The 26,010-nt window shown below is 68.2% G+C and carries 27 protein-coding genes; 15 read left to right on the top strand and 12 right to left on the bottom strand.

The window, feature by feature from the left end:
* Positions 1-3 precede the first annotated feature (3 nt).
* From NQK81_RS18050 to NQK81_RS18020, 7 genes are all read right to left on the bottom strand, one after another.
* Complete coding sequence (locus NQK81_RS18050; RefSeq protein WP_034304824.1) at positions 4-636, bottom strand: helix-turn-helix transcriptional regulator; 633 nt, start codon at positions 634-636, stop codon at positions 4-6.
* 135 nt (positions 637-771) lie between these two features.
* Positions 772-1,419 (bottom strand): response regulator, encoded by a 648-nt coding sequence (locus NQK81_RS18045; RefSeq protein ID WP_257489103.1) that lies wholly within the window; start codon positions 1,417-1,419, stop codon positions 772-774.
* Positions 1,420-1,688: 269 nt separating this feature from the next.
* On the bottom strand, positions 1,689-2,525 hold the full coding sequence (locus NQK81_RS18040) for an NAD(P)H-binding protein (protein WP_257489102.1): 837 nt from the start codon (positions 2,523-2,525) through the stop codon (positions 1,689-1,691).
* Positions 2,526-2,536: 11 nt separating this feature from the next.
* On the bottom strand, positions 2,537-3,895 hold the full coding sequence (locus NQK81_RS18035; RefSeq protein WP_257489101.1) for an MDR family MFS transporter: 1,359 nt from the start codon (positions 3,893-3,895) through the stop codon (positions 2,537-2,539).
* Between the two features lie 247 nt (positions 3,896-4,142).
* Entirely contained in the window at positions 4,143-4,682 is a 540-nt protein-coding gene (locus NQK81_RS18030) for a GtrA family protein (protein WP_192746646.1), read from the bottom strand.
* Between the two features lie 256 nt (positions 4,683-4,938).
* The gene (locus NQK81_RS18025; protein WP_126735177.1) at positions 4,939-5,439 is read right to left on the bottom strand and encodes a GtrA family protein; all 501 of its coding nucleotides are present in this window, start codon (positions 5,437-5,439) and stop codon (positions 4,939-4,941) included.
* A gap of 10 nt (positions 5,440-5,449) precedes the next feature.
* The gene (locus tag NQK81_RS18020; RefSeq protein WP_257489100.1) at positions 5,450-7,690 is read right to left on the bottom strand and encodes a sigma-70 family RNA polymerase sigma factor; all 2,241 of its coding nucleotides are present in this window, start codon (positions 7,688-7,690) and stop codon (positions 5,450-5,452) included.
* 257 nt (positions 7,691-7,947) lie between these two features.
* Between NQK81_RS18020 and NQK81_RS18015 the strand changes: the two genes are divergently transcribed.
* From NQK81_RS18015 to NQK81_RS17970, 10 genes are all read left to right on the top strand, one after another.
* A complete protein-coding gene (locus NQK81_RS18015; protein ID WP_126735175.1) occupies positions 7,948-8,820 on the top strand; it encodes a PleD family two-component system response regulator in 873 nt (290 codons plus the stop codon).
* 81 nt (positions 8,821-8,901) lie between these two features.
* A complete protein-coding gene (locus NQK81_RS18010; protein WP_126735174.1) occupies positions 8,902-10,254 on the top strand; it encodes a glycosyltransferase 87 family protein in 1,353 nt (450 codons plus the stop codon).
* Positions 10,229-11,434 carry a glycosyltransferase 87 family protein gene (locus NQK81_RS18005; protein ID WP_257489099.1) on the top strand — a complete coding sequence of 402 codons (1,206 nt, stop codon included), beginning with the start codon at positions 10,229-10,231 and terminating at the stop codon, positions 11,432-11,434. The genes NQK81_RS18010 and NQK81_RS18005 overlap by 26 nt, the downstream gene beginning before the upstream one ends.
* Before the next feature lie 13 nt (positions 11,435-11,447).
* Positions 11,448-12,632, top strand: coding sequence for a 5-(carboxyamino)imidazole ribonucleotide synthase (locus NQK81_RS18000; RefSeq protein WP_257489098.1), 1,185 nt, complete (start codon positions 11,448-11,450; stop codon positions 12,630-12,632).
* Positions 12,633-12,645: 13 nt separating this feature from the next.
* Positions 12,646-13,143, top strand: a complete 498-nt coding sequence (gene purE, locus NQK81_RS17995; RefSeq protein ID WP_126735171.1) for a 5-(carboxyamino)imidazole ribonucleotide mutase — start codon at positions 12,646-12,648, stop codon at positions 13,141-13,143.
* Positions 13,144-13,330: 187 nt separating this feature from the next.
* Complete coding sequence (locus NQK81_RS17990) at positions 13,331-13,753, top strand: YbaB/EbfC family nucleoid-associated protein (protein ID WP_257489097.1); 423 nt, start codon at positions 13,331-13,333, stop codon at positions 13,751-13,753.
* Positions 13,750-14,058 carry a YbaB/EbfC family nucleoid-associated protein gene (locus tag NQK81_RS17985; RefSeq protein ID WP_257489096.1) on the top strand — a complete coding sequence of 103 codons (309 nt, stop codon included), beginning with the start codon at positions 13,750-13,752 and terminating at the stop codon, positions 14,056-14,058. The genes NQK81_RS17990 and NQK81_RS17985 overlap by 4 nt, the downstream gene beginning before the upstream one ends.
* Positions 14,055-14,411: a hypothetical protein gene (locus tag NQK81_RS17980; protein WP_257489095.1), complete on the top strand. Its 357-nt coding sequence runs from the start codon at positions 14,055-14,057 to the stop codon at positions 14,409-14,411. The genes NQK81_RS17985 and NQK81_RS17980 overlap by 4 nt, the downstream gene beginning before the upstream one ends.
* A gap of 2 nt (positions 14,412-14,413) precedes the next feature.
* Entirely contained in the window at positions 14,414-15,115 is a 702-nt protein-coding gene (locus tag NQK81_RS17975; protein WP_257489094.1) for a WXG100 family type VII secretion target, read from the top strand.
* 10 nt (positions 15,116-15,125) lie between these two features.
* Positions 15,126-15,719 (top strand): DUF3558 domain-containing protein, encoded by a 594-nt coding sequence (locus NQK81_RS17970; RefSeq protein ID WP_257489093.1) that lies wholly within the window; start codon positions 15,126-15,128, stop codon positions 15,717-15,719.
* 72 nt (positions 15,720-15,791) lie between these two features.
* On the opposite strand, the gene NQK81_RS17965 is transcribed toward NQK81_RS17970, so the two are convergent.
* Complete coding sequence (locus NQK81_RS17965; RefSeq protein ID WP_257489092.1) at positions 15,792-17,441, bottom strand: class I adenylate-forming enzyme family protein; 1,650 nt, start codon at positions 17,439-17,441, stop codon at positions 15,792-15,794.
* A gap of 105 nt (positions 17,442-17,546) precedes the next feature.
* Between NQK81_RS17965 and NQK81_RS17960 the strand changes: the two genes are divergently transcribed.
* Together NQK81_RS17960 and NQK81_RS17955 are read left to right on the top strand one after the other, a co-directional pair.
* Positions 17,547-18,719, top strand: a complete 1,173-nt coding sequence (locus NQK81_RS17960; RefSeq protein WP_185927251.1) for an acyl-CoA dehydrogenase family protein — start codon at positions 17,547-17,549, stop codon at positions 18,717-18,719.
* 170 nt (positions 18,720-18,889) lie between these two features.
* Complete coding sequence (locus NQK81_RS17955) at positions 18,890-19,318, top strand: hypothetical protein (RefSeq protein ID WP_257489091.1); 429 nt, start codon at positions 18,890-18,892, stop codon at positions 19,316-19,318.
* On the opposite strand, the gene NQK81_RS17950 is transcribed toward NQK81_RS17955, so the two are convergent.
* Entirely contained in the window at positions 19,266-19,718 is a 453-nt protein-coding gene (locus tag NQK81_RS17950) for a hypothetical protein (protein WP_257489090.1), read from the bottom strand. The genes NQK81_RS17955 and NQK81_RS17950 overlap by 53 nt on opposite strands.
* Positions 19,719-19,852: 134 nt before the next feature.
* Between NQK81_RS17950 and NQK81_RS17945 the strand changes: the two genes are divergently transcribed.
* Positions 19,853-20,278, top strand: a complete 426-nt coding sequence (locus tag NQK81_RS17945) for a DoxX family protein (RefSeq protein ID WP_257489089.1) — start codon at positions 19,853-19,855, stop codon at positions 20,276-20,278.
* A gap of 44 nt (positions 20,279-20,322) precedes the next feature.
* Here NQK81_RS17945 and NQK81_RS17940 read toward each other — a convergent pair whose 3' ends face one another.
* The 3 genes from NQK81_RS17940 to NQK81_RS17930 form a co-directional block, all read right to left on the bottom strand.
* Positions 20,323-21,030, bottom strand: coding sequence for a TIGR03089 family protein (locus tag NQK81_RS17940; RefSeq protein ID WP_257489088.1), 708 nt, complete (start codon positions 21,028-21,030; stop codon positions 20,323-20,325).
* Between the two features lie 9 nt (positions 21,031-21,039).
* Complete coding sequence (locus NQK81_RS17935) at positions 21,040-22,359, bottom strand: LCP family protein (RefSeq protein WP_257489087.1); 1,320 nt, start codon at positions 22,357-22,359, stop codon at positions 21,040-21,042.
* Positions 22,360-22,446: 87 nt separating this feature from the next.
* The gene (locus tag NQK81_RS17930) at positions 22,447-23,982 is read right to left on the bottom strand and encodes an LCP family protein (protein WP_257489086.1); all 1,536 of its coding nucleotides are present in this window, start codon (positions 23,980-23,982) and stop codon (positions 22,447-22,449) included.
* 150 nt (positions 23,983-24,132) lie between these two features.
* On the opposite strand from NQK81_RS17930, the gene rfbB reads away from it, so the two are divergent.
* Together rfbB and rfbD are read left to right on the top strand one after the other, a co-directional pair.
* Positions 24,133-25,116 (top strand): dTDP-glucose 4,6-dehydratase, encoded by a 984-nt coding sequence (gene rfbB / locus NQK81_RS17925; protein ID WP_257489085.1) that lies wholly within the window; start codon positions 24,133-24,135, stop codon positions 25,114-25,116.
* 4 nt (positions 25,117-25,120) lie between these two features.
* Positions 25,121-26,002 (top strand): dTDP-4-dehydrorhamnose reductase, encoded by an 882-nt coding sequence (gene rfbD, locus NQK81_RS17920; protein WP_257489084.1) that lies wholly within the window; start codon positions 25,121-25,123, stop codon positions 26,000-26,002.
* Positions 26,003-26,010 lie beyond the last annotated feature (8 nt).

Raw genomic sequence — 26,010 nt, 5'->3', positions numbered from 1 at the left:
GGGTCAGATCAATCCCTCACGCAGTGCGTAGGCCACCGCGTGCGAGCGGTTCCGGAGCTGGAACCGGTTGGTCACGTCGTGCAGGATGCTCTTCACCGTGCGCTGCGAATAGCAAAGCTGGTCTGCGATCTCCTGCGTCGAGAACCCCGACGCGACCAGCTTGAGCACCTCGGTCTCCCGGCTGCTCATGCCGCCGAAATGCAGGCCGCGCGGCTGCAGCACCTGGCGTTGCAGCCGCGAGACCCGGTGCAGCAGCCTGCCGAGCAGGTCGGGCGGCAGCGCGCCTTCCCCGGCCGCGGCCGCCTTGATCAGCCGGACCAGGACGTCGGCGCCCGCTTCGGACCGGCGGGCGACCGCGCAGACACCGTGCTCGATGGCGCTGAGGATCTCGTTGTCGTCGACTTCACCCGCGATGAGCACGATGCGGGTGAATCCTTGGTGGTGCAGTGCGGACAGCAGTTGCGTCATGGCCTCGTCGAGGCGGTCGGTGACCAGGAGGGCCACCATGGTCGGGTCGGCGGTCTCCCCGTCCACCAGCCAGACGTCGTCACGGGAGCGGAGCGTCATGCAGACGCCGTTGTGCAAAATCGGATCGGTGGCGCGGACGACCACCGGTGTCCTGTTCGGTTCGAACATGTGATTCCCATTCCCCTCGAACGGTGCGAGGGTCCCACCCCTCGCGCTACTCACCCTGCCGGGTGAGGTGTCCCGAGCGCATGGGACTCCGGTCCCGGAATTGCCCGAAAAGCCGCCCTTATCGGGGTCGCTTTTTCACCGGCCCAACCCCGCTTCGCGGGCACGGACGATCGCTTCGGCGCGATCCGCGACGTGGAGCTTGCTGAAGACGTTCGAAATATGGTTCCGCACGGTTTTCGGGCTGAGACAGAGAGTGCTGGCGATGGCGGTGTTGCTGTGCCCGCCGGCGATGAGGGAGAGGACCTCTCGTTCGCGGACGGTGAGTTCCGGGAACACCGTGTCCGTGTTCGGCTGCGCGTGGTTGAAGAAGCCGAGAACGCGCGTCGCGATGTCCGGCCCGAAGATCGCTTCGCGCCTCGCGACGGCGTGAACGGCGCGGATGATTTCGTCGGGCTCCGCGTCCTTCAGCAGATATCCGCGGGCTCCGGCCCGCATCGCCGAGAAAACGGATTCACTCTCGTCCGCCATCGTCAGCATGAGCACACCGACTTCCGGCCGTTCGGCGACGATGTGTCGGGTCGCTTCGGCACCGCTGATATCGGGCAGATGCAGGTCCATGACCACGACGTCGGGCCTGAGCGCGCTCGCCGCGCTGATCGCGTGCGCGCCGCTCGCGGCTTCACCGACCACGTCGACCAGCGGTTCGTTGGCGAGCAGTGTGCAGACCCCGAACCGGAACAGCGGATGGTCGTCGACCACGAGCACGCGAAGGCGTTCGTTCATACGGTTCCCCCCTGTCTCCCCGACGCGGCACGTTAGCGAGAGGGCCGCTCGGCGGACAACGCGTGGTCCGGACAGCGGACCGGCGGAAATTAAACGCCTGATGAGTATCGCGTATCGCGGTGGCTCGCCCAACCCATTAACCCTTTCGGCGCAAGTTCAGGTCTCAAGTCCGTGAAGGCCTCCTTGCCTACCCTGAAGGTAGGTAAGGAGGCCTTCACGGACCGCGGGAGCCAGGTGGTAGCAAAGGTCCCTTGCTCCCTTTCCGCAGGTCAGGCGAACGCGGCGGCGTGCTCCCGAGCCCAGTCCGCGAACGTCAGCGGCTCCCGCCCGAGCAGCTCGCGAACGGTGTCGAACACGACCTCCTCGTTGCCGGCCGACTGCCGTTTGAGCTCGAAGAGCCCATCGACCGCCGAAGCGGGCCAGCCGTACCCGAGCATCCTGGCCCGCGAAGCGGCTTCGGGCTCTTCGACGTACGTCAGCGGCCGCCCGAGCGCCTCGCCGAGGATCTCGACCTGTCGCCGCGTCGTGAGCGCTTCGCCGCCGGTGATCGGGTACGTCCTGCCGGCGTGACCGTCGGTGGTCAGCACGGTCGCGGCGACGTCGGCGATGTCGCGGACGTGCACCAGCGCGGACGCCGGGTCGCCTTCGGGGACGCGGACCACCCCGTCGCCGCGCACGGCGTGCAGCCACGCGAACCGGTTGTCCATGAACGTGCCGGGACGCAGGATCGTCCAGTCCGGCCCGGCTTCGCGCACGGCTCGTTCAGCCTCGGCGTGCACGAGGGAGATGGAGTCGGTCTGTCCGAAGTGGATGCCGGTCGTGGAGAGCTTGACGACGTGCGAGACGCCGGTGGCGGCCTTGAGGACGGCCCGCTCCTGGGTGAGCGGGTCCGAGCCGTGCCCGGAGGTCAAGACGAACACGCGGTCGACGCCGTCGAGCAGCGCGGGGTCGAAGGCATCGAGATCACCGGCGGCGACCTCGGCGCGCGGATCGATCCGGGCGCGGGCGGGGTCGCGGGTCAGGGCGCGCACGCGAGCGCCCCTGTCCAGCAACGCGGGGACGAGCTCGCGGCCGATTTTGCCGGTGGAACCGAGAACGAGGATCATCGAAGGACTCCTTAGTGGTGGTGCCGCAACGAAACGCGCGGCAGGAAGAGGGAAGCGGCGAGACCGGCGGCCAGGGCGGGGACCATCACCCGGAACACGCCGTTCAGCGCGGACGAGTAACCGGCGGGACTGTCGTCGGTGAAGGCGTTCGTGAACACCGCGCCGAAAACGGTCAGCCCGGCCGTGGTGCCGAGGGATCGCAGAAAACCGACGGTCGCCGAAACCGCGCCGAGATCGGTCCTGGCGACGTTCCGCTGCGCCGCCATGGAGAGCACCTGCATGTTGAGCCCGGCCGCCGCGCCGAACACGACGAGGTAGGCGACGACGAGCGGCAGCGGCGTCATTTCGTCCATTGTGGACATCGCGAGCGCGGCCGCGAGGCCGAGGACCATGCTGAGGATCGGTGCCCAGCGGTAGGCGCCGGTCTTGGCGATGACCCGGCCCGCGACCATCGACGACGCGGCGACCGCGAGCGTCATCGGCAGCAGCAGGAGCCCGGCTTCCGAAGGTCCGGCGCCGCCCGCGGTCTGCAGGAAGAGCGCCAGGTAGTTGACCGAACCCAGGAAGACGAACCCGGCGGCGGCACTGGCCAGCACGCTCAGGCTGAACGTCCTGGAGCGGAACAGCCGGAGCGGGATCACCGGTTCGGCCGCCCGGCGTTCGATGAGCAGGAAGGCGACGAGCAGCGCCGCGCCGATCGTGGCCGACAGCGGCGTCGCCAGGGTCAGGCCGACGATCGCGCCGGAGAGGACGACGATGCCCGAGAGGTCGAACGGCGCGGTCGTCCGGCGTCGTTCGAGGCGCAGACAGCGCGCGACGACACCGAACGCGGCCAGCCCGATCGGCACGTTGAGGCCGAAGATCGACCGCCAGCCCGCGAGGTCGGTCAGGACGCCGCCGACGACAGGGCCCGCGAGCGAGGAGCCGGCGAAGCAGATCGAGAACCAGGCGAAGTAGCGGGCGCCTTCGCGTCCAGGGAACAGTTCGCCGATGATCGCGGCGACGGCGACGAACAGGCCGCCGGAGCCGATGCCCTGAAGTACGCGGGCGGTGATCAGCAGCGGCATCGTCGGCGCGAGCGCGCAGGCGAGGGAGCCGAGGACGAACAGCGCGATCGCGGCGAGCACGACGCGCTCGCGGCCGAAGAGGTCGCCGAGTTTTCCGTGGACGGGCGCGCTGACGCTGCCCGCGAGCAGGTAGGCGGTGGTGACCCAGGCGAACGACGCGGCGCCGCCGAGTTCACCGACCATGCGCGGCAGCGCGGTCGCGACGACCTGGGCGTCGAGCATCGCCAGGAAGACGGCGGCGAAGAGCCCGACGAGGGCAAGGGTGTTTCGGGCGCGCGGCGGCGCGCCGAGAGCGGTGCTCAAGGAAGAGATCCATTCACTGGAAGAAACGAGGGAACGCGAGGGACGCGGAGCAGTGCTCGAAAGCAGCCCCGGATCCCCGCCAAGACGGGAAAAGGCTCAACCGTCATCCGAACCGGATGCGGTCCTCTTCGCGCTTGGCGATCACCTCGGATTCGTCCCGCTCGACCGTACGAACCCGGCCGGCGTCATCAGTGAAGGAACGTTGACATGGATGACCTTAGACAATCACATGTCGTGTGACAAGTACTTAGCGCAGGGGAACGACGTCGTCGTCCGGCTCGTCGCTGTCCCGGCGGCGTTTGCCCAGCTCATCCGGGAAGACCCACTTCTTGAAACCCCAGAAGCGGAAGAACATCGCCAGCAGCATGCCGATGATCGACCCGCTGGTGAAGTCCGCCAGCTCCTGGACGAACCGCGTCACGTGCGGCACTTCGAGGTCGAAGATGTAGCGCGACGTGTAGAGCGGGATCAGGTTGACCACCACGGCGATGCCGCTGATCACGAAGAAGAGCGCCGCTTCGTGATGCCGTTCGCGGCCGCCGCGGGTCCGGAACGACCACTCGCGGTTGAGGATGTAGGACACGATCGTCGCGACGATGATCGCGATGGCCTTCGCCGTGGTCGGCTTCGACTCCAGCACGCTGAGTTTCAGCAGGTACCAGACGCCGTTGTCGACCAGGAACGTCGTGCCGCCCACGATCGCGAACTTCAACAGCTCACGGTGCTTGATCAGCACGGATCGGAGCGGCTCGGGCGTCCTGGAAAGGACGGATTCGACCACGGTCACCAGATCAGTCTAATTCGCGTCGCCCGCCGAACGGGTCGGCAGGGGATGGACAGCGCGGTATATGACGCTTTGGGCGTTTCGGTGGCGACCCTGACAGACGCTCGCTTCGCAACGTCGCTCGTGGCCCGCCCCGCCCCTGCCCCGGCGATCATGTCGCGAAAGCCACTTTCGGGACATCAGACGTCGCGAAAGTGGCTTTCGCGACGTGCCGCGCCTGCGAAAAGAGAGCAAGGGACCTTTGCTACCACTTGGCAGGTCAGGCGGCCGAATCGTCGGGAATGCCGGAAATCTCCCGGCCGCCACCGCGCAAGAGCCGCGGCCGCGCGTCCGCCTCCGGGAAGACCCATTTCTTGAACGACCACCAGCGGAAAGCCGTGCCGAGCAGGGTGCCGACGATCACGCCGCTGACGAAGTCGGCGATCTCCTGGGTCAGCAGCCCGACATACGGCTGCTCCAGCTTGAACACGTACCGCGAAACCAGCTGCGGAAGCGCGTTGAGACCGAGCGCGATCGCGCTGAGCAGGAAGAAGAGCGCCGCCTCATGGGCTCGCTCCCGCCCGCCGCGGCTGCGAAAGGACCATTCGCGATTCGCCACGTACGAGAAAACGGTCGCCACCAGCACGCCGATGACCAGCGCGGTGACCGGTTTGTCGGTCAGCACGGTGAACTTGAGCCCGTAGGTGATCGTCATCGTGATGACGAAGCTCGCGCCACCGACCAGTACGAACCGCAGCAGTTCGCGATGCTTCCCCCGCATGCGGGCGACGCTACTGGAAAATGCGGTCGACCACTCCGTTGGGCCGCGTGGACGGCTTGGACTTGCCGGGCTGCGGCGGCGCGCTCGTGGTCGTGGTCGTCTCCGCCGGCTGGGACGGCTCCCGCTGTGCAGGCGCCGAAGGCGACACGGACGTCTGAGGCTTCTTCGTCGGAACAGGCCACCCTGGCCGCCCGGGCTTCGTCGTATCCGGAGCGCCCGAAGGCTTCGAGGTGACCGAAGGCAGCGAAGGCACCGTGGTCGACGGAAGCAGCGCGTCGTCGTCACACCAGTGGTGCCAGCAGTCGAAGTAGACCTCGACCGGCTTCGCCTTAGCAGCGCCGAGGGTGGCGTTCACCGTCACCGGGACATGCGCCGGCGGACGGCCCTTCAACGTCACCATCAAGTTCGCCTGGCGCCCCGGAGCCAGCGAGCCACGCGAAGTGCACGACGCACCTTCGCCGGTCGGAGTGCATCGGATGCCGGAGAAGCTCGACGAGTAGAGAATGCGGTGATCGAGCGTGATCGTCACCGGCTTCGTCGTCTCGCCCGTGTTCTTCACGCTGATGTTCAGCAGTGGGTTGCGGTTCCAGGGGAACCCGGACAGGCCGACGCTCCTGGCCGTGAGTGTGAGGTCGTCCCGCGGCTCCGGGGGTTTCGGTGGTGCCGGCACCTTGACCTGCACCTCGACCCGGACGTTGATCTGCGCCCCCGCCGTCACCGATCCTCGGACCACGCTGCCGTCCTTGGCCGTCTCGTCCGCGAGCAGCCGGAACGTCAGCACCGCGGACTGGCCCGGTTCGAGGCCGGTACCGGTCCGGCAGGTCACCGTTCCCGTGCCGCCGGGGCAGCTCACCGCGATCGTGGCGGGCGCCTGCTGCCGGAAGCCGTCGGCGCCCATCGCGCCGCCACCTCCGGCGGGAACGGCCCGCACACCTTGCGGAAGATTCAGGGAGACCGCCACGGGCTCGGACTTCGCTCCACCGTCGTTGCGCACGGTGATCGGCAGGTTGGCCGGTTCACCGGGCCTGAGCTGGACCCCACCGGCCGGGGTCGACGCCGACATCGACGGACGCGCCGGGTCCGTCGGCGAAGGTGCGGGAGCCGGAGCCGGAGCAGGCGCCGGGGCCTGGGCCGGAGGCGGCGCCTGCTGAGCGGGCGGCACGGGCTGCTGTGCCGGGGGTGGGGCGGCCGGAGGCGCCGGGGGCGGAGCGGCCGGCGGGGGTGCGGGCGCCGCGGCGGGCGGCGCGACCGCGGCGGCGGCCGGGATCTCCTGCGTGCCGCCACCGGCGGCGAGCGCCACCGCGACGGCGGCGACGATGGCCGCGCCCGATCCGGCCACACCCGCGAATTGGCGCGGTCCGGCCGCGGCGGCACCGGCGGCGCCCGAACTCGAACCGGCCGCGGCGGCCGTCGCGGCCGCGGTGACCGCGCCCGCCTTGCCCGCCCCGGTCGTCGCCAGGTAACCGAGAGCCGCGCCACCGAGCACGATCGGCGCGATGATCCCCCGCAGACCGGTGTTGACGTCGGCCAGTTCCGCGGCCAGCGCGCGGCATTTCTCGCATTCGTCCAGGTGGTTCTCCACCTGGGTCCGTTCGCGTTTGGACAACCCGTCCCGGGTCCAGGCGCCGAGCTTGTCCGCGCTCGCGCGGCAGCGTTCGGCGGAGTTCTCGGCCAGGTGGACCTGCAGATAGGCCTGCCGCAGCCCTTCACGGGCGCGGTAGGCGAGCGCGGAGACACCGTTCGCGGTCAGGCCCAGCAGCGGGGCGACCTCGGCGGGCGTCTGCCCCTCGATCTCGGTGTGCCACAGCACCGCCTGCCACCGCTCGGGCAGCCTGGCGAACGCCTTCGCGGCGAGCGTGCGCTCGAGCCCGGCGACGGCGGTGTCGGAGAAGGGGACGGTCAGCGCTTCGCCGACGGCACCGCCGACGTCGGACATGTCCTCGTTCAGGTCGACGCGTTTGTCCTTGCGCGTCTTGTCATAAGCGGTGTGCCGGAGCGCTGTCAGCAGGTACGCGCGGAACGCGGCGTCGGGGCCTTTGCCGCCGCGCAGCGTGTCCAGCACCTTCGCGAAGGCTTCCGAAACGAGGTCGTCGGCCTCGGAACTCGAGCGGGCGAGCTGACGGGCGAGGTTGTGCGCCGCGCCGGCGTGGCGCTCGTAAAGGGTTCCGTAAGACGCGATCTTCCCGTCACGCACCTCGGCGATCAGCTCGGCGTCACTCTTACCGGAGAGATCGGCGGGAACGGTGGACACGGGGCTCCTTCATCTGCTGGTTCGGCGGGTCTACTGTCTTAAACGCCCGAACACGCTCAGTGTGACGGACAGGGCGACGCACGTCACCTCGCGGTCCCTTCGATGACCCGGAGGGCGCAACGCCATCACCCGCCCTGGGTTACCGAAGAGTTCGGAAAGATCCTTGAAAAACGCCGTCACGCGCGGCGTCGACGGGCGTCCCCACCGTGAAGCGATCGCAAGATCGAAAAGATCGGAACGGAAAGGGGCGGTGGGCAGTGGACGTACCGGCCACCGGTGCGCCGTCCGGGGGATCCGATGGGCAAGCCGCCTGGAACCGGTTCGAACGAGATCGCACGCTCCGCGCACTGCGGGCCCGCTGGCGGACGGCCAGCCTGGCCGCGGGCTGGCGTTTCCCGAGTGACTGGGGTCTCCCCGAGGTCGACGCCGTCTGCGCGGCGGTGATCAAGAACGGCCGGGTCGCGCCCGCCGAAGTGGCGGAGACCGCCCTCGCGGGACTGGGCCGGGCACGGGCCGCCGCGGGTGCCGGGCTCGCCGAAACGCTCGCGGACCTCGCGGCGTTGCACGCCGTGCTCGCCGACCCGGACGCCGTGGACGGTTTCCTCGCTCCGGATGTCGACTCCACGCCCTCCCGGTTGCTGAGGGTGACGGCGCTCGCCTGGGCGGACGTCGCGACCGATCAGCTGGTGAACACCGAGGTCACCGAACCCCTCACCGGGCTGCCCACCGCCGCCTACCTGAGGACCCGGCTGAGTGAGCTGTACCGCCAGGCCCGCCGCGAAGAGCGGCCGGTCGCGGAGGCGCACACGCTGCTCGTGGTCTCGATGGACTTCAGCTCGGTCGCGGGCTGGCCGCGGCTGACCGGGATGATCCTGGTCGCGGACGCGCTCAAGCAGGTGTTCGACGGCGGGGAGAGCGTCGCCTCGATCGGGCCTTCGGTCGCGGGCGCCCTCGTGCCGAAGGACGTGCGGCTCGCTTCGTCCGGCGTCGCGCTGCGAAGGGCGCTCAACGAGCGGCTTTCCGTGGACGCCCAGTTGCGGGACACCGGCCGTCCGCAGATTTCGGCGGTCCGGCTCCCGGCGACCTACGAACTGGCGTGCGATCTCCTCGGCACGCTCGCGCGCTCCTGACGCGGGGTAGCGTAAGACGTTCTCCAGGTCACGGCCGACCCTGTCGACCAGGGACGACCTGGTTCATGATTTCCTGTTCGCGTGACCCGGACTGTTCCCGCCGACGCCAACGGCGACGTTTCGGCGAGCCGCCCGCAGCATCGATTGTCGCTGCGGAAGTCGCTCGCCCGCTTGTCCGTCCGGCCGAGATCGATCCTGATCCTGTCGGTGATCCCGCTGGTCGCGATCGGTTTCGGTATCTGGGGCTGGCAGCACGAGTGGGTGCTGGGCGTGGACAGCGCGGTCTACCGCGCCGGCGCCGAGACGCTGCTGAACGGCGACCCGCTGTACGACGCGAACACACTTCCGGTGGAGCCGTGGTGGGCGCTGCTGCCGTTCACCTACCCGCCGACCGCCGCGCTGCTGTTCATCCCGCTCGCGATCGTGCCGACGCAGGTCGCCTGGGGGCTCCTGACCGCGGTCTCGCTGCTCGCGCTGGCGCTGTGCGTCCGGATCGCCATCGGCGCGCTGCCGAAGCCGTCGACCGACGGCCCCCGCTGGTGGGCCTCGCCCGCCCGGTCGACGATCGCGTTCTTCCTCGTCTTCCTCGGCCTCGAGCCGGTGTGGCGCACGATCTTCCTCGGCCAGATCAACATCATCCTGATGGCGCTGGTGATGCTCGACATCCTGGTCATCGGGGCACGGGGCAGCCGCTGGGGCGGCGTGCTCGTCGGCGTCGCGGCCGCGGTCAAGCTCACCCCGATCGTGTTCCTCGGGCATCTGTTCATCACCGGCCGCCGGATGGACGCCGTCCGCGGCCTCGTCACGTTCGTCGCGATGCAGGGCCTGATGTTCCTGATCATCCCGCACGACGCGGCCCGGTACTGGACCTACACGCTGCCCGACACCGGCCGCATCGGCCCGGTGCACTGGGCGGGCAACCAGTCGCTGAACGCGCTGATGAACCGCTTCACCGAGCTCGCGCCCTGGGCGTCGAAGGCGGCGATGGGGATCGGCGCGCTGCTCGCGATCCCGGCGATCTGGCTGGTGCTGCGCTTCCACCGCAAGGGCCAGGCGCTCGCGGCGATGCTGGTGACGGCCTTCTGGATCCTGCTGATCTCGCCGATCTCCTGGACCCATCACTGGGTGTGGGTGGCGCCGCTGGTCGTCCTGCTGGTCTCGCGGCTGCCGAAGACGACGCCCGCCACCGCGTGGAAACGCTGGCTCGGCACGTTCGCGGTGTTCTTCGTCTTCATCAGCTGTGTGCTGCTGATCCTGCCGAACGGCCGCAACGTCGAGCTGCACTGGCAGGTGTGGCAGAACATCCTCGGCAGCGCGTACATCTTCATGCCGCTCGTGCTGGCGGCGGCGCTGGCCGGGCGCTGGTGGTACCTGCGCCGGAAGCGCGGCACCGCGGACACCGAAAAGCATGCTGAAGTCGCGTCCGGCGGCTGAGGCCCGGCTCGTCGGGATCACGCTGGCGGGTGCGCTCGCTCTGGCGATGCTCGCGCTCGGCATCGTCGCGTGGCTCGGCGAATGGCACCTCGGTGCGGACAGTGCCGTCTACCGTGCCGGCGCGCTCACGCTGCTGAAGGGTGAACCGCTCTACACCCGCGAGGCGCTGACGACGCTGCCTCCGTGGGTGCTGCTGCCGTTCACCTACACCCCGGCCGCGGCGCCGCTGTTCCTGCCGCTCGCGATCGTCCCGGCCGGGCTGACCTGGGGTGTGGTCGGCGCGCTCTCCGTGGTCTGCCTGAGCGTCGTGATCTCCGTGGCCGCCCGTGCCTGCGGCGCCCCGATCACCCGGTGGTGGGTGCTGCCGCTGGCCACGGCGGGCGCGCTGGCGCTGGAACCGGTGTGGAAGACGATCTTCCTCGGGCAGATCAATCTCATCCTGATGGCGCTGATCGTCCTCGACGTCCTCGTGCTTTCCGCGCGCGGTTCGCGCTGGGCCGGGGTGCTGATCGGGATCTCGGCGGCGATCAAGCTGACCCCGCTGATCTTCGTGCCGCATCTGCTGTTCACCGGCCGCTGGAAGGACGCGCTGCGGGCGCTCGGCACGTTCGTCGCGCTCGAAGCGGTGATGTTCGCGGTGATCCCCGGTGACGCCGTCCGGTTCTGGACCGAATCGGCGACCGACCCCAGCCGGGTCGGCTCCGTGCACTGGATCTTCAACCAGTCACTCAACGGACTGGTGAACCGCGCTTCGGAACTCGCGTCGTGGTCACTGGCGGTCGCCATCGCCGTCGCCGCCGTCCTGGCCGTCCCCGCCGTTTGGCTGGTCGTGCGCCTGCACCGCCGCGGCGACCCGGTCGGCGCGCTGCTGGTGACCGCGTTCTACGGGCTGCTGCTCTCGCCGGTGTCGTGGTCACACCACTGGGTGTGGACGGTGCCGCTGCTCGTCCTGCTCGTCGTCCGCCGATCGTGGGTGCCCGCCGCGGGTGTCGCGGTGCTGTTCGCGAGCGGCTTGATCATGTTCGTGCCCAACGGCGGCGAGACCGAGTTCGGCTGGGGGCTGGGCTGGTCGCTGCTCGGGAACGTCTACGTCCTCACGGCTGCGATCGCCATCACAGGCCTGGCGGTACGGGAGCTGCGACGCGGGTCCGCCCAGGTCGTGGCGGTGGCGGCCAAGTAATCTGCACACCGTTATGGACAAACGAACCGGTCTTCCGATCGTGGGCATGGTGGGCGGCGGACAGCTGGCCAGGATGACCCACCAGGCGGCGATCTCCCTCGGCCAGTCCCTGCGCGTGCTGGCCGCCAGGGAGAACGAATCCGCCGGCCTCGTCGCGGGCGAGGTCGTGCACGGGCACCACACCGACCTCGAAGCGCTGCGCTCGTTCGCCGCCGGGGTCGATGTGCTGACGTTCGACCACGAACACGTGCCCGGCGAGCATCTGCTGACGCTCGCGATGGAAGGCGTCACCATCCGGCCCGACCCGGCCGCGTTGTCGATGGCGCAGAACAAGCTCGTCATGCGCGAGATGATGGCCGGGCTCGAGATCCCCGGCCCAGCCTTCGCCGAAGTGTCCTCTGTGGACGACGTGATCACCTTCGGCGACAAGCACTCCTGGCCGGTGGTGCTCAAGGCGGCGCAGGGCGGCTACGACGGCCGCGGTGTCTGGATGCTCGACACCGCGCAGCACGCCCGCGAGACCGTCCCCGAACTGCTCGACGCCGGAACCCCCTTGCTGGTCGAGGAAAAGGTCGTCATGCGGCGCGAACTGTCCGCGCTCGTGGCCAGGTCGCCGTTCGGTCAGGGTGCGGCGTGGCCGGTGGTGGAGACCGTGCAGTCCGGCGGGATCAACACCGAGGTGCTCGCCCCGGCACCGGGGCTGAGCCGCGAGCGCACGCAGGAGGCGCAGGACCTGGCGCTGCGGATCGCCGCGACGCTGAACGTGACCGGCCTGCTCGCCGTCGAGCTGTTCGAGACCGACGAAGGCCTGCTGGTCAACGAACTCGCCATGCGCCCGCACAACTCGGGCCACTGGACCCAGGACGGCTCGAAGACCTCACAGTTCGAGCAGCACCTGCGTGCCGTGCTCGACTACCCGCTCGGCGTGACCGACCTGATCGCCCCCGCCTGTGTGATGGCGAACGTCCTCGGAGCCCCCGAGGCCCCGGCGATGGGCCCGGACGAACGGCTGCACCACCTGTTCGCGCGGTACCCGGACGTCCGCGTCCACCTGTACGGCAAGGGCGAGCGTCCCGGCCGCAAACTCGGCCATGTCAACCTCGTCGGCGATCGCATGGAAGAGCTGCGCGACCGCGCGCTGCTCGCCGCGCACTGGCTTTCCCACGCCGTCTGGCTCGACGGCTACGAGATCCACTAGGGAGTTACTGAGTATGTCGCCGCAGGTTGGCCTGATCATGGGCAGCGATTCGGACTGGCCGACGATGGAAGCGGCCGGGCAGGCGCTGGCCGAGTTCGGCGTCGAGTACGAGGTCGGGGTCTACTCGGCGCACCGCACTCCGCAGCGGATGCTCGACTACGCGACTTCGGCCGCTTCGCGCGGTGTGCGCGTGATCATCGCGGGCGCCGGCGGTGCCGCGCACCTGCCGGGCATGGTCGCGTCGGCGACGGTGCTGCCGGTGATCGGTGTGCCGGTGCCGCTGAAGTACCTCGACGGCATGGACTCGCTGCTCTCGATCGTGCAGATGCCCGCGGGCGTCCCTGTCGCCACCGTCTCCGTAGGCGGGGCGCGCAACGCCGGCCTGCTCGCGGTGCGCATCCTCGCCGCGTCCGATGAGGAGCTTCAAGCGAAAATGGCGCGGTTCCAGGCGGATCTTGAGCAGTTGGTGCTCGACAAGGACGCCGCTTTGCGCAAACGCGTCGAAGGCTGAATCTGCATTTCGTCCTCTCGATTCCATGGATCTCGCTCGCGGGCATAGGCCGTCACAGTAAGGTGTCAGGCGGGCACTGCCGGTCAGAACGGTCGGCGGTGGAGGAGAGGAGCACGATGCTTGGCTTTGTGATGCGCTCATGACGGCGCCACAGGATCCTCGAGTATTTCGCGATCAGGCGCGGGCCATGGAAGCCCGGCTCAAGGAGACCGTGCATACCGGACGGTCCGCCGATCAAGCGGTTTCCGCGACGGTGACCGGGCGTGGTGACCTCGTCGATCTCCGGATCTCCGACAACGCGCTGGATCGCGCGCATCCGCAGCTGCTGGGAAACAGCATCGTGCAGGCCGTCCACGCCGCGCGGGGCGCCGCGCACTCGGCGGCGGCTCCGGAGCTGGCGGCGTTGGTCGGGAAACGGCCGGCTTCGCTACCCGCGGCGGAATGGGGAGTGGGGAGTCCGGTTCCACCATCGCCGGTGTCGTCGGTGGAAACCGCCGCCGCTGTGCGGAGAGCGCGGACGCCCCGAGACGAAGTGCCAGATGAAGAGAGCTTCGACCAAGTCGACTTCCTCTCCGACGAGGACTTCGACGACCGGGGTGGTCACCGGTGAACACCCACGACAGGCTGTACCACCTGGCCAAGGAAATCGATACGAGAGTCACCGCGATCGAGCAAGCCGCGAGCAGCGGTCGTGCGGCGATCCTGACTTGGAGCATTCCCGCCGGACTCGGCACGGTCACAGTGGACGGAATGGGCTCGTTGAGGTCGGTCGACCTGAACCCCGATGCCGTGGAAACGCAGACGGAGGCGAGTCTCGCCCGGCACATCCTTCGTGCGATCAATGAGGCGGAACGCGCAGCGCGCTCGAGGAGTGACGCGATGGTCAAGGAAGCAGAGAAGGGAGGCCTTTGGTGAGCGGCCCGTTCGAGCCACTCGGCTCCAGTGGCTCCGGCTACGAGGTGTATCCGGAAGCCCTTCGAAGGGCGACCGAGGATGTCTTTCATGCCGCCGGGCGTATCCGTGATTTCGCGAATGTCGACATAGAAGGGCTTCGCCTCAATGTGCATGACGTCGGCATGCTGGGGGAAGAGGCCGGAATCATCGAAGCCTTCAACGGGATGATCGCCGAGTTGCAGGCGAAGAGCACCCGTGGCTTCGAGCGCTTGCTCAAGCTGGGGGACGCCATGGACAAGGCCGCCGACTACTACGACGCGCAGGACGAAGAGTACTACAAGCGCCTCCGTGACCTCGAGAAAGACGAGGGCTGATCGTGAGTCAATTGCCGGCGTACCCGCTCGCCGCAGATCAGAAAATTCGTGATTTCGCCGGACTTCCATTTATTGGGCGTCCTGATGTGTTCCGCATGCTCGACGATATTCGGACACGTCTTCTCGGTAACGCCGTCGGGATTCAAGAGATCGCGTTCCGGTTCGCGAGCAATGCCACGATACAAGGCGCACACGATGACATCGGCGATGCGGTGCAGGCGTTGGCGGGCACCTGGACCGGCCGGGCGGCCGACCAGTTCGTCGCGCATGCTGCGAACGTGACCAATGTGCTCAAGTCGGAACAGGAGGCGGTCGCAAGCATTTCCGGAGTGATGTCGGGCATCGCGAACGAGGTGATCAAAACCTATGGAACGGCGATCACCTTCCTCGGCGAATGCGCCGGAGAGCTTGCCAAGATTGATTTGAAGGCTTTGGTGGCAGCTCTGACCTCTGCTATTCCTGGGGTGAATCTGCTTACCTTCGCCGACGTCATAGACTCGATTATCGAGGCGCTCGGTGAGCTTGTCAAAAAGATCAGCTCATTGTTCGACGAGGCACTCAAGACCATCGGTGCCTTCAAGGCTGGAGCTATCAGCCTTATGCAGATTCAGACGAATTTCGTCGAAGTTCCCGACCTCCGCGAAGGCTCCGGAATGGACGAGCAGAAGCAATGGAAGGTCGAGCCGGATGCAGTCCCGGAATAGCGTCAGGTTCGTGGCCGTCGCCGTACTCGCGGCGGCCGTCCTCATGGGCGGGTGCGGTCCTGGCAAGCCTGAACCGTTGCTCAAGGAACGGCCGACGCCGGCCAGGGCGGGAGGCGCGATTCCGGTTACGCCGGTCGAGCAGCCCGTTGATCTTGCGTCTTTTCGGGCAGACCCTTGTAGTTCGTTGAAACGTGAGGATATCGCCGCGCTGGTCGTCGATCCGCCAGATCGAGTCAAGTCCAGCAGGGCGGATTCACCTTTGACGGGGTGTGCGTGGGTCATCCGGGACGCGCCGCAGTTGCGTGTGCAGATCCCGGCAGTGAACGAAAAAAGCCTTGCCGGACTGACGGCGCTGAGTGCCGGTAATCAGGGCACGTACTCCGGGTGGAGGGAATTGTCGATCGAGGGCCTGCCTGCGGCGCAGTACCACTTGTTCGGCGACATGAAGTCGTGCGCGATGGTGGTCGGTGTGTCGGACGATACGGCTCTCGAGTTCGACTACATGTATCCCGATGGGGTCGATTCGCAGTATTGGGGCACCGATCGGTGTGCGGGTGTGCTCAAGGCCGCGGAACTGGTGATCGGAAACCTTCGCGGCCGCTGATACGCATTTCGTCCTCTGGATGCGGTAGTTCGCCATCGAACCACCGCATCCAGAGGACGAAATGCGGGAGGGTCAGTCAGCGAGTTGCTTCCGCAGTTCCCGTTTGAGCACCTTCCCGGCCGCCGAGACCGGAATCTGGTCGACGAAATGGATCGCCCGCAGCCGTTTGTACGGCAGCACGCGGGCGCCGACGGCCTCCAGGAGTTGCTCGGCGGTGACGTTCTCGTCGCTGCGCACCACGAACGCGACCGGCAGCTCACCGACCTCGGTGTCCGGTTTGCCGACGACGGCCGCCGCGGCGACGCCGGGCAGGGTGATCAGCAGCTCTTCGAGTTCGCGCGGGAAGACGTTGTATCCCTTGTACAGCAGCATGTCCTTCTTGCGGTCTACAATGGACAAGTAGCCGTCCTCGTCGAGGATGCCGATGTCGCCGGTGTGCAGCCAGCCGTCGACGAGCGCGGCCGCGTTCTCCTCGGGACGGTTGCGATAGCCGGTCATCACCTGTGGGCCGCGCAGGCACACCTCCCCGCTTTCCCCGGCGGGCAACGGATCTTCGCCGCCTTCGGCCGGGACGATCTTGACCTCGGTGTCGGGCAGCGGGAGTCCGACCGAGCCCACCTTCCGGGTGGCGGAGCGATACGACGGCGCGATGACGGCGCCCATGGTGACCTCGGTGAGGCCATAGCCCTCGGTGATGATCACTCCGGGGAAGCGTTTCTGCAGGGCGCGGATCATCTCGTGGTTCATCGGCGCCGCGCCGGACCCGATGGTCAGTACCGAAGACAGGTCGGCTGTGTGAAACTCGGGGCAGGCGAGCAGGGCGGCGAACAGCGCCGGCGCCCCGCCGATGGTGGTGACCCGAAGCAGTTCGGCGTCGGCCACGTACGCGGCCGGGTCGAAGCGGTCGTGCAGGACGACGGTGCCGCCGTCGAGCAGCGGTACGTTGAGCGCGGCGATGGTGCCCATGGCGTGGAACCACGGCGTCAGGTTGAGGGCCACGCCGGTGCCGATCCGGGAGGGCCATTCCTCCGGACCGCCGAGCTGCTCGACGATCACCTCTCCCGACGCGTCGACAGCGGGGACCGCGCCCAGCCGCCAGCAGGAGCTCTGGAGGCTGTTGACCACTACGTTCCGGTGCGGCAGGCACACGCCCTTCGAGCGTCCGGTGGTGCCGCCGGTGTACGCCAGATGGGCGAGATCGCGGTAGATGTCGATCTCGACGTCCGGCCGCTCGTCCGAGTGAGCGGAGTAGAACTCGGTGAACTCGACCTCGCCCGGCGCCAAGGCCTCGGGCGGGTGAACGACGATGCTCAGCCGGACCGACGTCCGGTCACGGACCGAAGCGAGCACGCGGGCGACGGGGCCGACGGTGACGACGGCGACCGCCCCGGCGTCGGCGAGCTGGAAGGCGAGGTCGTCGGGCGGGAGCAGCGGATTCGCCGGGCTGAAGGTGGCCCCGGCGAGCAGCGTCCCGTAATACGCGACCGGGTACGCCAGGCAGTTCGGCAAGTGGAGCGCGACGACGTCGCCGCTGCCGATGCCCTCGGCACGCAGGGCGTTCGCGAAGCGACAGGCCGCGCTGTACGTCTGGGCGAAGGTGAGGCTCTGGTCTCCGTGGGCGAAGGCCGTGCGGGCGCCCCAGCGAGCGGCGGCGCCTGCCAGCACCGAGCCGACCGGGACCTCGGGATAGTCGAGCGACCGGGGGAACGGGGTGAGCTCCATCACTCGAACGTACGGACTTTGCGGTCAAAGACACAAGCGCTCGCGATGTCGCACAATGTGAACGAGCGCTAACATCGGTCAAACTCCCAAACGCGGTTAGAAGAGGTGACGAAGGTGTCTGACGGCCCGGGTCTGTACCAGCTTGCCGAAGAGCACGAGGAGCTGCGGGCCGCGGTGCGTGCCCTCGCGGAGAAGGAGATCGAGCCCTACGCGGCCGAGGTCGACGAGGACGAGCGTTACCCGATCGAGGCGTACAACGCGCTGGTCAAGTCGGGTTTCAACGCCGTCCACATCGACGAGGCCTACGACGGCCAGGGCGCGGACGCCATCGCCGCCTGCATCGTGATCGAGGAGGTCGCGCGGGTCGACGCGTCGGCGTCGTTGATCCCGGCGGTGAACAAGCTGGGCACGGTGCCGATCATTCTTTCGGCGTCGGAAGACCTCAAGAAGCTGGTGCTGCCGTCGATCGCCTCGGGCGAAGCCTCGGCGTCGTACGCGCTCTCGGAGCGCGAAGCCGGCTCGGACACCGCCTCGATGCGCACCCGCGCGAAGCTCGACGGCGACCACTGGGTGCTCAACGGCACCAAGTGCTGGATCACCAACGCGGGTGAATCGTCCTGGTACACCGTGATGGCGGTGACCGACCCCAACGCCGAGAAGAAGGCCAACGGCATCTCCGCGTTCGTCGTGCACAAGGACGACCCCGGCTTCACCGTCGGCTCGAAGGAGCGGAAGCTCGGCATCAAGGGCTCGCCGACCCGCGAGATCCACTTCGAGAACTGCACCATCCCGGCCGACCGCATCATCGGCGAGCCCGGCACCGGCCTGAAGACCGCGCTGCGCACCCTCGACCACACCCGCCCGACCATCGGCGCGCAGGCGCTGGGCATCGCGCAGGGCGCGCTCGACGCGTCGATCGCGTACGTCAAGGAGCGCAAGCAGTTCGGCAAGTCGATCTCGGAGTTCCAGGGCGTCCAGTTCATGCTGGCCGACATGGGCATCAAGATCGAGGCCGCCCGGAACCTCGTCTACGCCTCCGCCGCGGCGACCGAGCGTGGCGACAAGCGCGGTGGCTACATGGCCGCGGCCGCGAAGGCGTACGCGTCGGACATCGCGATGTCGGTGACGACGGACGCCGTGCAGCTCTTCGGTGGCGCGGGCTACACGCGCGACTTCCCGGTGGAGCGCATGATGCGCGACGCGAAAATCACCCAGATCTACGAAGGCACCAACCAGATCCAGCGCATGGTCATGGCGCGCGCCCTGCTCAAGGGCTGACGTCATTCCCGCGTGATGGCCCCCTTCCCTCGGCTCAGCCGAGGGAAGGGGGCCATCACGCGCTTCGGGGGCCCGCAACCAGGTGACGAAATGCGCAGGTGAGATCGCCCCTCGGTGAGATGCTTCACGGAAGTACGGCGATCATGGACCGCCGGTGTCACTCTCGAAAGATGTTCTGGTTCGCACCGGTGTCGTGGACACCGCACGACGAGGCCGAGCTGATCGCCGGCTGGCGGTTGTGGCTCGAACTCGGGGATCGCACGTGGCCGTCGGCCGCGTGGGACGGGACGGCGGCCGACGTCGTCCGGCCGCTGCGTGAGCTGGTCTCGGCCTGCGACGAGATCGAGACGGGTTACCGCGAGGCCGTCGACGAGCCGTCGGAAGGGTTCATCCGGATCATCCAGTTCCTCGTGTGGACCGTCAGCACGGTGATCGAACTGTGGGCCGACGACGAGGCTCCGCTCGACGCCGAGCGGATAGCGTTGCTGCACGCCGATCTGGCCGGGTTCGCGGAGCAGGCCGAGCGGGTGCTCGAGGTGCTGGCCGTCAGCGGAGGCTGGACGGGTCTGGCCGCGGAGCACCGGCGGACGGGTCGCTGAGCGACTCCGGTTTCTCGACCCAAGCGAACTGCGAACCCGCCAGATACGCGATCAGCGGACGGTCCAGCGAGAGCAGGGTCACCGGGGTCCCGAACGGGTCTTCGCCAGGCGCGATTTCGTACCCCAGCTCGATGACGGACTCGTCCTCCTCGTCGGATTCGACTTCGTGGCGGGTGACACCGTTGTCGACCGACCACCTGCCATCGAGGGTGCGATGGAACTTCACGACCAGTGCGCCCGGAGTCGCCCAGGTGAAGCGTGACACCGAGAACCCGGTGCTCCAGCTCTTCCAGTAGAACCATCCGGAGCCGTCGCGGCGGAACACCAGGTCGACATACTCGACGCTGCCCGGATGCAGGATTCTATCCGACCACAGGCCCGTCAGCCGTTCGTCCGTCACGGACAAGAGTCTGCCGTACGCCGCTTCCTGTCGGGTACCTGTCGATCACGCTCCGGAGGTGCCGTCGGAGGCGTCCGGTGCCCTACCGTGATCCGGGTAAGTTGAATATTCACCGACCAGAAAGCTGATACCCGATGTTCGCTCGTTTCAAGGATGTCGCCCTCCTGCTCGGCCGGATCGGTGTCGGTGTGGTCTTCCTCGCACACGGCCTGCAGAAGTGGGAAAACGGGATCGACGGCACCGCGAAGTTCTTCGAGCAGACCGGAATCCCGCTGCCGACGCTCGCGGCGATCTTCGCGATCGCGGTGGAGATCGTGGGCGCGATCTTGTTCATCGTCGGTTTCCTGACGCCGCTGGTGGGCCTCGGCTTCGTCGTGGTCTCCGTCGGCGCCCTGCTCTCGGTGCACCTCGACAACGGCCTCACCGGCCAGGGCGGTTACGAGCTCGTCCTCGTCCTGGCGGTCGCCGGGCTCGCGCTCGGCTTCAACGCCGGCAAGCTGTCGCTCGACCACGCGCTCTTCGGGCGCAAGCGTGAGGCGAAGCAGCTCCAGGAAGCCTGACCCTCGAGATGAAGGGGCCTTCCGAAAGGCCCCTTCATCTCACGTCAGGGCTGGAGATCCGCCGTCGTCCGCTCGGCTTCGCGCCGGGAGGCGAGTTTGGCCGGATCCGCGTCGGTGACCTGGACCAGATGCGCACCCGCCGCCAGCGGCGTCAGGAACCCCGCGAGAATCCCTTCTTCGCCCTCCCACTCCACAGTGGACAGAACGCGATCTTCGGCGGACAGGCTCGCGGAAGAAGCGCGAGAGCGGGCTTCGGCGAGCACTTCGTCCACAGTGGACGATCCTAGTGCCGGAGTGTCGCCGGGCACGGGGAACAGCGGGCTGAACTGGTCACCCGAAAGCCGGGCTTCGGTCAGGTAGTCCAGCGCCCCGTCCGGCACGGAACCGGCGGGCAGCCCGAGGCCCATCGGGTGCAGCGAGACGACGGCCGTGGCGGACGCGTCGGACGTGCCGCCCGGCGCGACGAACGCCACCCGCGCGCCCGCGGTCTCCGTCACCACCCTGGCGCCGCACCACCACGCGCCCAGCAGGACACCGGCGGTCTGCCAATGCGACGGCAGCACCACGGCGACCTCGTCGCCCGGTTCGACGTCGAACTCGTCGACCAGCCAGTTCGCCGTCTTGGCCGCCCAGTTCACCGTGGTCGCCACGGACAGTTCGACCCGGCTGCCCTGCTTGTCGTCGTAGTGCGTGATCAGCGGTTTCGCGGGCGACCCGAGCACGGGCCGCAGCAGCAGTTCGGTGAGGCTCACACCACGACGTTAGTTCACGCAGGGAACGCTCGACGCGGCGAGCACTCCAGCCGCGCCGGGAGCGCCGCCACCGCCGCCCCGGCCCGCCAGACCGGAGATGAAGGACCGCACGGCGGCGAGGTCGATCTCGACGACGCTCTGGCCGTCCGCGCTGCGGCCGTTGATGTTCACCACCGGGATGGTCGTGAAAGTCAGATCGCCCGACGCGATCCCCTTCGCCTGCTGCGCGAACTCCAGCAGGTCCAGCCCCTCGTCGAGAACGATCGACCGGCGCACGACGTCCATCAGGCCCGACATCGTCGACGGGCTGGTGAGCGTCCCCGCCGAAAGCACCTGGTTCAGCGCCGAGGACAGGAACGTCTGCTGCCGCACGATGCGGTCGAGGTCGCCGCGCGGCAGGTTCTTCCGCTGCCGGACGAAGGAAAGCGCCTCGCCGCCCGACACGGTCTGTTCGCCGCGCCGGAAGTTCGCGCCCGAGTCCTTGTCCTCGGTCGCGTGATTCAGGCAGACCTTGACGCCGCCCAGCGCCTCGGTCAGCAGGTAGAACCCGAGCAGGTTGACCTCGGCGTAGTGGTCGATGCGGATCTGCGTCAGTTCCTGAACGGTCTGGACCAGTGCCTTGCGGCCTTCCTGATCGGAATCACGTTCGAGTTTCGCCTGATCGGTTTCACCCCGATGGGCGTTCGCGTAGTTGGTCTTCGCGAAGCCGTACGCCGAATTGATCTTGTTCGGGCCGCGGCCGGGGATGTCGGTCCAGGTGTCGCGCGGGATCGAGACGCCGGACGGTTTCCCGCCGTTCTTCGGGATGCGCAGGATGATGATGGTGTCGGTGTTGACGCCCGCCTTCTCCTCGGTGCGCAGCTGCTTGAGCACGCGGAGTGGCAGCGGGTTGCCCTGCGCGTCGGTCCGCGCGTCGCTGCCGACCAGGAGGATGTCGGTCGCGCCGTCGTCGGCGGGCGGCGCGGCGGGGTCGTCGGGCTTGCTCAGGGCGTTCGTCGTGGGGACGTTGTTCTGCAGCTGGTCCTTGGTGACGTACGCGTAGCCCGTCGTACCGAGGGCGAGCAGGGACACGAGGCCGACCGCGATCCGCCGGGTGTACCGGCCGGCGCGGCGCAGTGGGCGCTCGGGCACGTCGAGCACACCCGAGACCGGCTCGTCTTCGTCCTCGGCGGGGGCCGACGGCTGGGGGAGTGGCGGATTCCGCGGGTACGGCGTCGGGACGAGCTTTTCGTCACTCTCGGTGTCCGAATCGACGTCCTCTTCGGACTTCGGTTCTTCGGCGTCCAAGTGCTCAGAACGGTCGTTGACGGTCTTGTCCTCGTCGCTCATCCCTGTTCACCTCCCCTGGCGCGGTAGCTGTTCGATAGTAGGAGAAGGCTAAGCCACCGTGAGGGTGGCCACGCTGAGTGCCCGGAATTAATTGACGCAGGGCACATTGCCCGCGACGATCGGCTTCGTGGTGGGCGCCGGAGCGCTGGCGGGCGGCTGAGCCGGCTTCGGGGGCTCCGACGTCTTCGACGGGGGCGTGGCCGTTCCAGCGGACGCGCCCTTGAAGTCCTTGCCGAGCAGGACCCGCACCTTGCCGGGCGCGACGTCACGGTCCGCCTCGGCCAGCACCGCCGGGCCGAAGACCTGCTTGATCAGGGCCAGCGCGGCTTCGTCGCCCGGCGCGTGCCGGACGACCGTCGAGTTCCGGGTGCTGAGCTTGGTGTCGGCCGCGAGTTTGAAACCCTTGCCCTGCAACAGGTTCCGGGTCTCGGTGGCCACCGTGGGCGAACCGGTCCCGTCGAAGAGCTCGACGGTCACCGCTTCCGCGCCCGGCAGGGTGGCCGGGGTCTCGGACGGCGCCGGCTCGCCCTCGGAAGTCAGGCGGGCGACCTCGGCCTGCACCTGCGCCGGGTCGACGCGGAGCACGGCGGCACCGCCGATGATCGCGTCGCCCTGGGTCGGGATCGTGTGGAATTCGACGTTTCCGCTGGTCAGCCCGCGCATCTGGGCGGCGAACTCCGGCAGGTCCCAGCCTGCCGACAGCACGACCGACTTCTTCACGGCCTCGATCAGGTCCGCGATCTTCGCCGGGTTGATCAGGACGTCCGACGAGAGCACCTTGTTCGCCAGCCCGGACAGGAAGGCCTGCTGCCGGGCGATCCGGTCGAGGTCGCCGTTCTGCAGGTCGTAGCGCTGGCGGACGAACGCGAGCGCCTGGACGCCCTCGACGGTCGACTTCCCGGCGGGCAGGTCCACGCCGGACTTCTTCTCCTTGACCGCGTTGTTGAGGCAGACCTCGACGCCGCCGATCGCCTTGGTGATCTCGTAGAAGCTCGACAGGTTCACCTCGGCGTACCGGTCGATCATCTTCGGCTTGCCGATGAACTTCTCCAGCGTCGCGATCAGGTTCTTGCGGCCGGCGTCCTTGGCCTTGGCGTCGACGTCCTTGAGGTCGGTGTTGCCCTGCTGCTGCAGCGTCTTCGACGTGTCGTTGTAGGCGTACACGTACGCGCTGTTGAGCCTGTGCTTGCCGAAACCCCCGGCGATCTCGACCCACGAGTCACGGGGGAAGGAGATCGCGACCGCCTTCTTTCCGTTCTGGGGGATGTGCACCAGGATCATCGTGTCGGTCTGGCGCTCGCCGTCCGAAACACCGGCGTGCAGCATGTCGAGGACCTCGCGCGGCAGCGGGTTGCCCTGGGCGTCGGTGCGGCTGTCCTGGCCGACGAGCAGGATGTCGATCGCGCCGTCCAGCGGTTTCGCCGGGGGATGGCCGTTGTCCTCGAAGATGTTCGTGGTCGCGAAGCCCCGGGACGGGTCACCGATGAACTGCCAGCCCCACCAGGTCAGCGCCAGGATCGTGATCGAGACCAGGCTGAACACGACCTTCACGCCACGGCGGGCGAACACCACGACGCCGCCACCACGGCGCGCCGGAATGGGTGGCCCGGGCCACTCGGTCACGTGCGGTCCTCCACGAATCTCCCCAGGGCACACGCGTGCCTCGTCCATGACTCTACTGAGTCTCGTGTTAGACGTCCGTAGGCTGGTGAAAGGTTGCCCCGGTCGTGACACACTCGGCCGGTCATGAAGGAGCAGAGGGAGGATCGCGGCATGCGAGTGCTGGTCACCGGTGGCGCCGGGTTCATCGGATCGCATTACGTCCGGCAGGTGCTGACGGGTGCGTACCCGAGCTTGGCCGACGCCGAGCTGATCGTGCTCGACAAGCTGACCTACGCGGGCAACGAGGCGAACCTGGAGCTCGTGCGCGAGAACCCGCGCTACCGGTTCGAAAAGGGCGACATCTGTGACGCCGCACTGGTCGGTGAGCTGATGCGGGGGATCGACCTGGTCGTGCACTTCGCCGCCGAGTCCCATGTGGACCGTTCGATCGCAGGCGCGGCCGACTTCGTGCTGACGAACGTGCTCGGCACGCAGACCCTGTTGCAGGCCGCGCTGGAGGCGGGGGTCGGCAAGTTCGTCCACGTGTCCACCGACGAGGTCTACGGCTCGATCGACAAGGGGTCCTGGGACGAGGACCACGCGCTGGAGCCGAATTCGCCGTACTCGGCGTCGAAGGCGTCCTCGGATCTGCTGGCCCGTTCGTTCTTCCGCACACACGGATTGCCCGTCTGTGTCACGAGGTGCTCGAACAACTACGGTCCGTACCAATTCCCTGAGAAGGTCATCCCGCTCTTCGTGACCAACCTGCTCGACGGCAAGAAGGTCCCGCTCTACGGCGACGGGCTCAACGTGCGTGACTGGCTGCACGTGGACGATCACTGCAACGGCATCCAGCTCGTCGCCGACGGTGGAAGGCCGGGAGAGGTCTACAACATCGGTGGTGGAACGGAACTGACCAACCGCGAGCTGACCGAGCGGCTCCTGGACGCCGTCGGCGCCGGCTGGGACAGCGTCGAGCCGGTCGTGGACCGCAAGGGGCACGACCGCCGGTACTCCGTCGACATCACCAAGATCTCGCGGGAGCTCGGTTACGCGCCGCGGAAGTCCTTTGAGGACGGTCTGGCCGAAACGGTGGCCTGGTACAGCGGGAACCGATCGTGGTGGGAGCCGCTGAAGAAGCGTGCGGGGGAGTGAAGACGTGCTGAGCATTCTCGTACCGGGCGGATCCGGGCAGCTGGGGCGTGATCTCGCGGCGCTGGCCGCGGACGCCATCGCCGTCACGGCCCCGTCGTCCTCCGAGCTGGACGTGCGCGACACCGGTCAGGTCGTCGCCGCGGTGACCGAGCTGGCCGGCCGGGCGCGGGCGGCGGGGAGGTCGCCGGTGGTGATCAACGCGGCGGCCTACACCGCGGTCGACGCGGCGGAAACCGACGAGGAGCGGGCGTTCGCGGTGAACGCCGACGGTCCCCGGGTGCTCGCCGCGGCGTGCTCGTCGCGCGGGGTGCCGCTCATCCACGTGTCCACGGACTACGTGTTCGCGGGCGACGCGACCTCGCCGTACGAGACCGGTGACCTGCTGGGCCCGCTCAACGCCTACGGCAGGACGAAAGCCGCCGGGGAGGACGCGCTGCTCGGTTCGGGTGCCCGTTCGTGGATCGTCCGGACGTCCTGGGTGTACGGGAAGACCGGGTCGAACTTCGTGGAGACCATGGCGCGGCTGGAAAAAGAGCGCGACGAACTGTCCGTAGTGGACGATCAGACCGGTTCGCCGACCTGGTCCCGCGACCTCGCCGCGGGCCTGCTGGAGCTGGCGGGCCGGGTCGCCGCCGGTGACGGGCCGTCGCAGCGGGTGCTGCACTGCACGGGTGGCGGTTCGACGACGTGGTGCGGGTTCGCGAAGGCGATCTTCGCGGAGCTGGGCGCGGATCCGGCGCGCGTGAAGCCCTGTACGACGGCGGAGTTCCCGCGTCCGGCGGCGCGCCCGGCGTACGGGGTGCTGTCGAACGCGTCATGGCGCGAGGCGGGCCTCACTCCGCTCCGGGGCTGGCCCGAGGCGTTGAAGGCCTACTTCGCTTCCTGATCTCTCGA

Source organism: Amycolatopsis roodepoortensis (genome assembly GCF_024628825.1).
Taxonomy (GTDB): Bacteria; Actinomycetota; Actinomycetes; order Mycobacteriales; family Pseudonocardiaceae; genus Amycolatopsis; species Amycolatopsis roodepoortensis.
Note: the sequence above shows the minus strand (reverse complement) of the source record. Positions and strands in the feature narration are given on the sequence as shown.

Excerpts from the sequence above, each read along its gene's own strand:
- NQK81_RS18050 (WP_034304824.1), bottom strand. The coding sequence starts at position 636 with ATGTTCGAACCGAACAGGACACCGGTGGTCGTCCGCGCCACCGATCCG.
- NQK81_RS18040 (WP_257489102.1), bottom strand. The coding sequence starts at position 2,525 with ATGATCCTCGTTCTCGGTTCCACCGGCAAAATCGGCCGCGAGCTCGTC.
- NQK81_RS18045 (WP_257489103.1), bottom strand. The coding sequence starts at position 1,419 with ATGAACGAACGCCTTCGCGTGCTCGTGGTCGACGACCATCCGCTGTTC.
- purE (WP_126735171.1), top strand. The coding sequence starts at position 12,646 with ATGTCGCCGCAGGTTGGCCTGATCATGGGCAGCGATTCGGACTGGCCG.
- NQK81_RS17945 (WP_257489089.1), top strand. The coding sequence starts at position 19,853 with ATGTTCGCTCGTTTCAAGGATGTCGCCCTCCTGCTCGGCCGGATCGGT.
- NQK81_RS17990 (WP_257489097.1), top strand. The coding sequence starts at position 13,331 with ATGGAAGCCCGGCTCAAGGAGACCGTGCATACCGGACGGTCCGCCGAT.
- rfbB (WP_257489085.1), top strand. The coding sequence starts at position 24,133 with ATGCGAGTGCTGGTCACCGGTGGCGCCGGGTTCATCGGATCGCATTAC.
- NQK81_RS17935 (WP_257489087.1), bottom strand. The coding sequence starts at position 22,359 with ATGAGCGACGAGGACAAGACCGTCAACGACCGTTCTGAGCACTTGGAC.
- NQK81_RS18025 (WP_126735177.1), bottom strand. The coding sequence starts at position 5,439 with ATGCGGGGGAAGCATCGCGAACTGCTGCGGTTCGTACTGGTCGGTGGC.
- NQK81_RS17965 (WP_257489092.1), bottom strand. The coding sequence starts at position 17,441 with ATGGAGCTCACCCCGTTCCCCCGGTCGCTCGACTATCCCGAGGTCCCG.
- NQK81_RS17955 (WP_257489091.1), top strand. The coding sequence starts at position 18,890 with ATGTTCTGGTTCGCACCGGTGTCGTGGACACCGCACGACGAGGCCGAG.
- NQK81_RS18005 (WP_257489099.1), top strand. The coding sequence starts at position 10,229 with ATGCTGAAGTCGCGTCCGGCGGCTGAGGCCCGGCTCGTCGGGATCACG.
- NQK81_RS18000 (WP_257489098.1), top strand. The coding sequence starts at position 11,448 with ATGGACAAACGAACCGGTCTTCCGATCGTGGGCATGGTGGGCGGCGGA.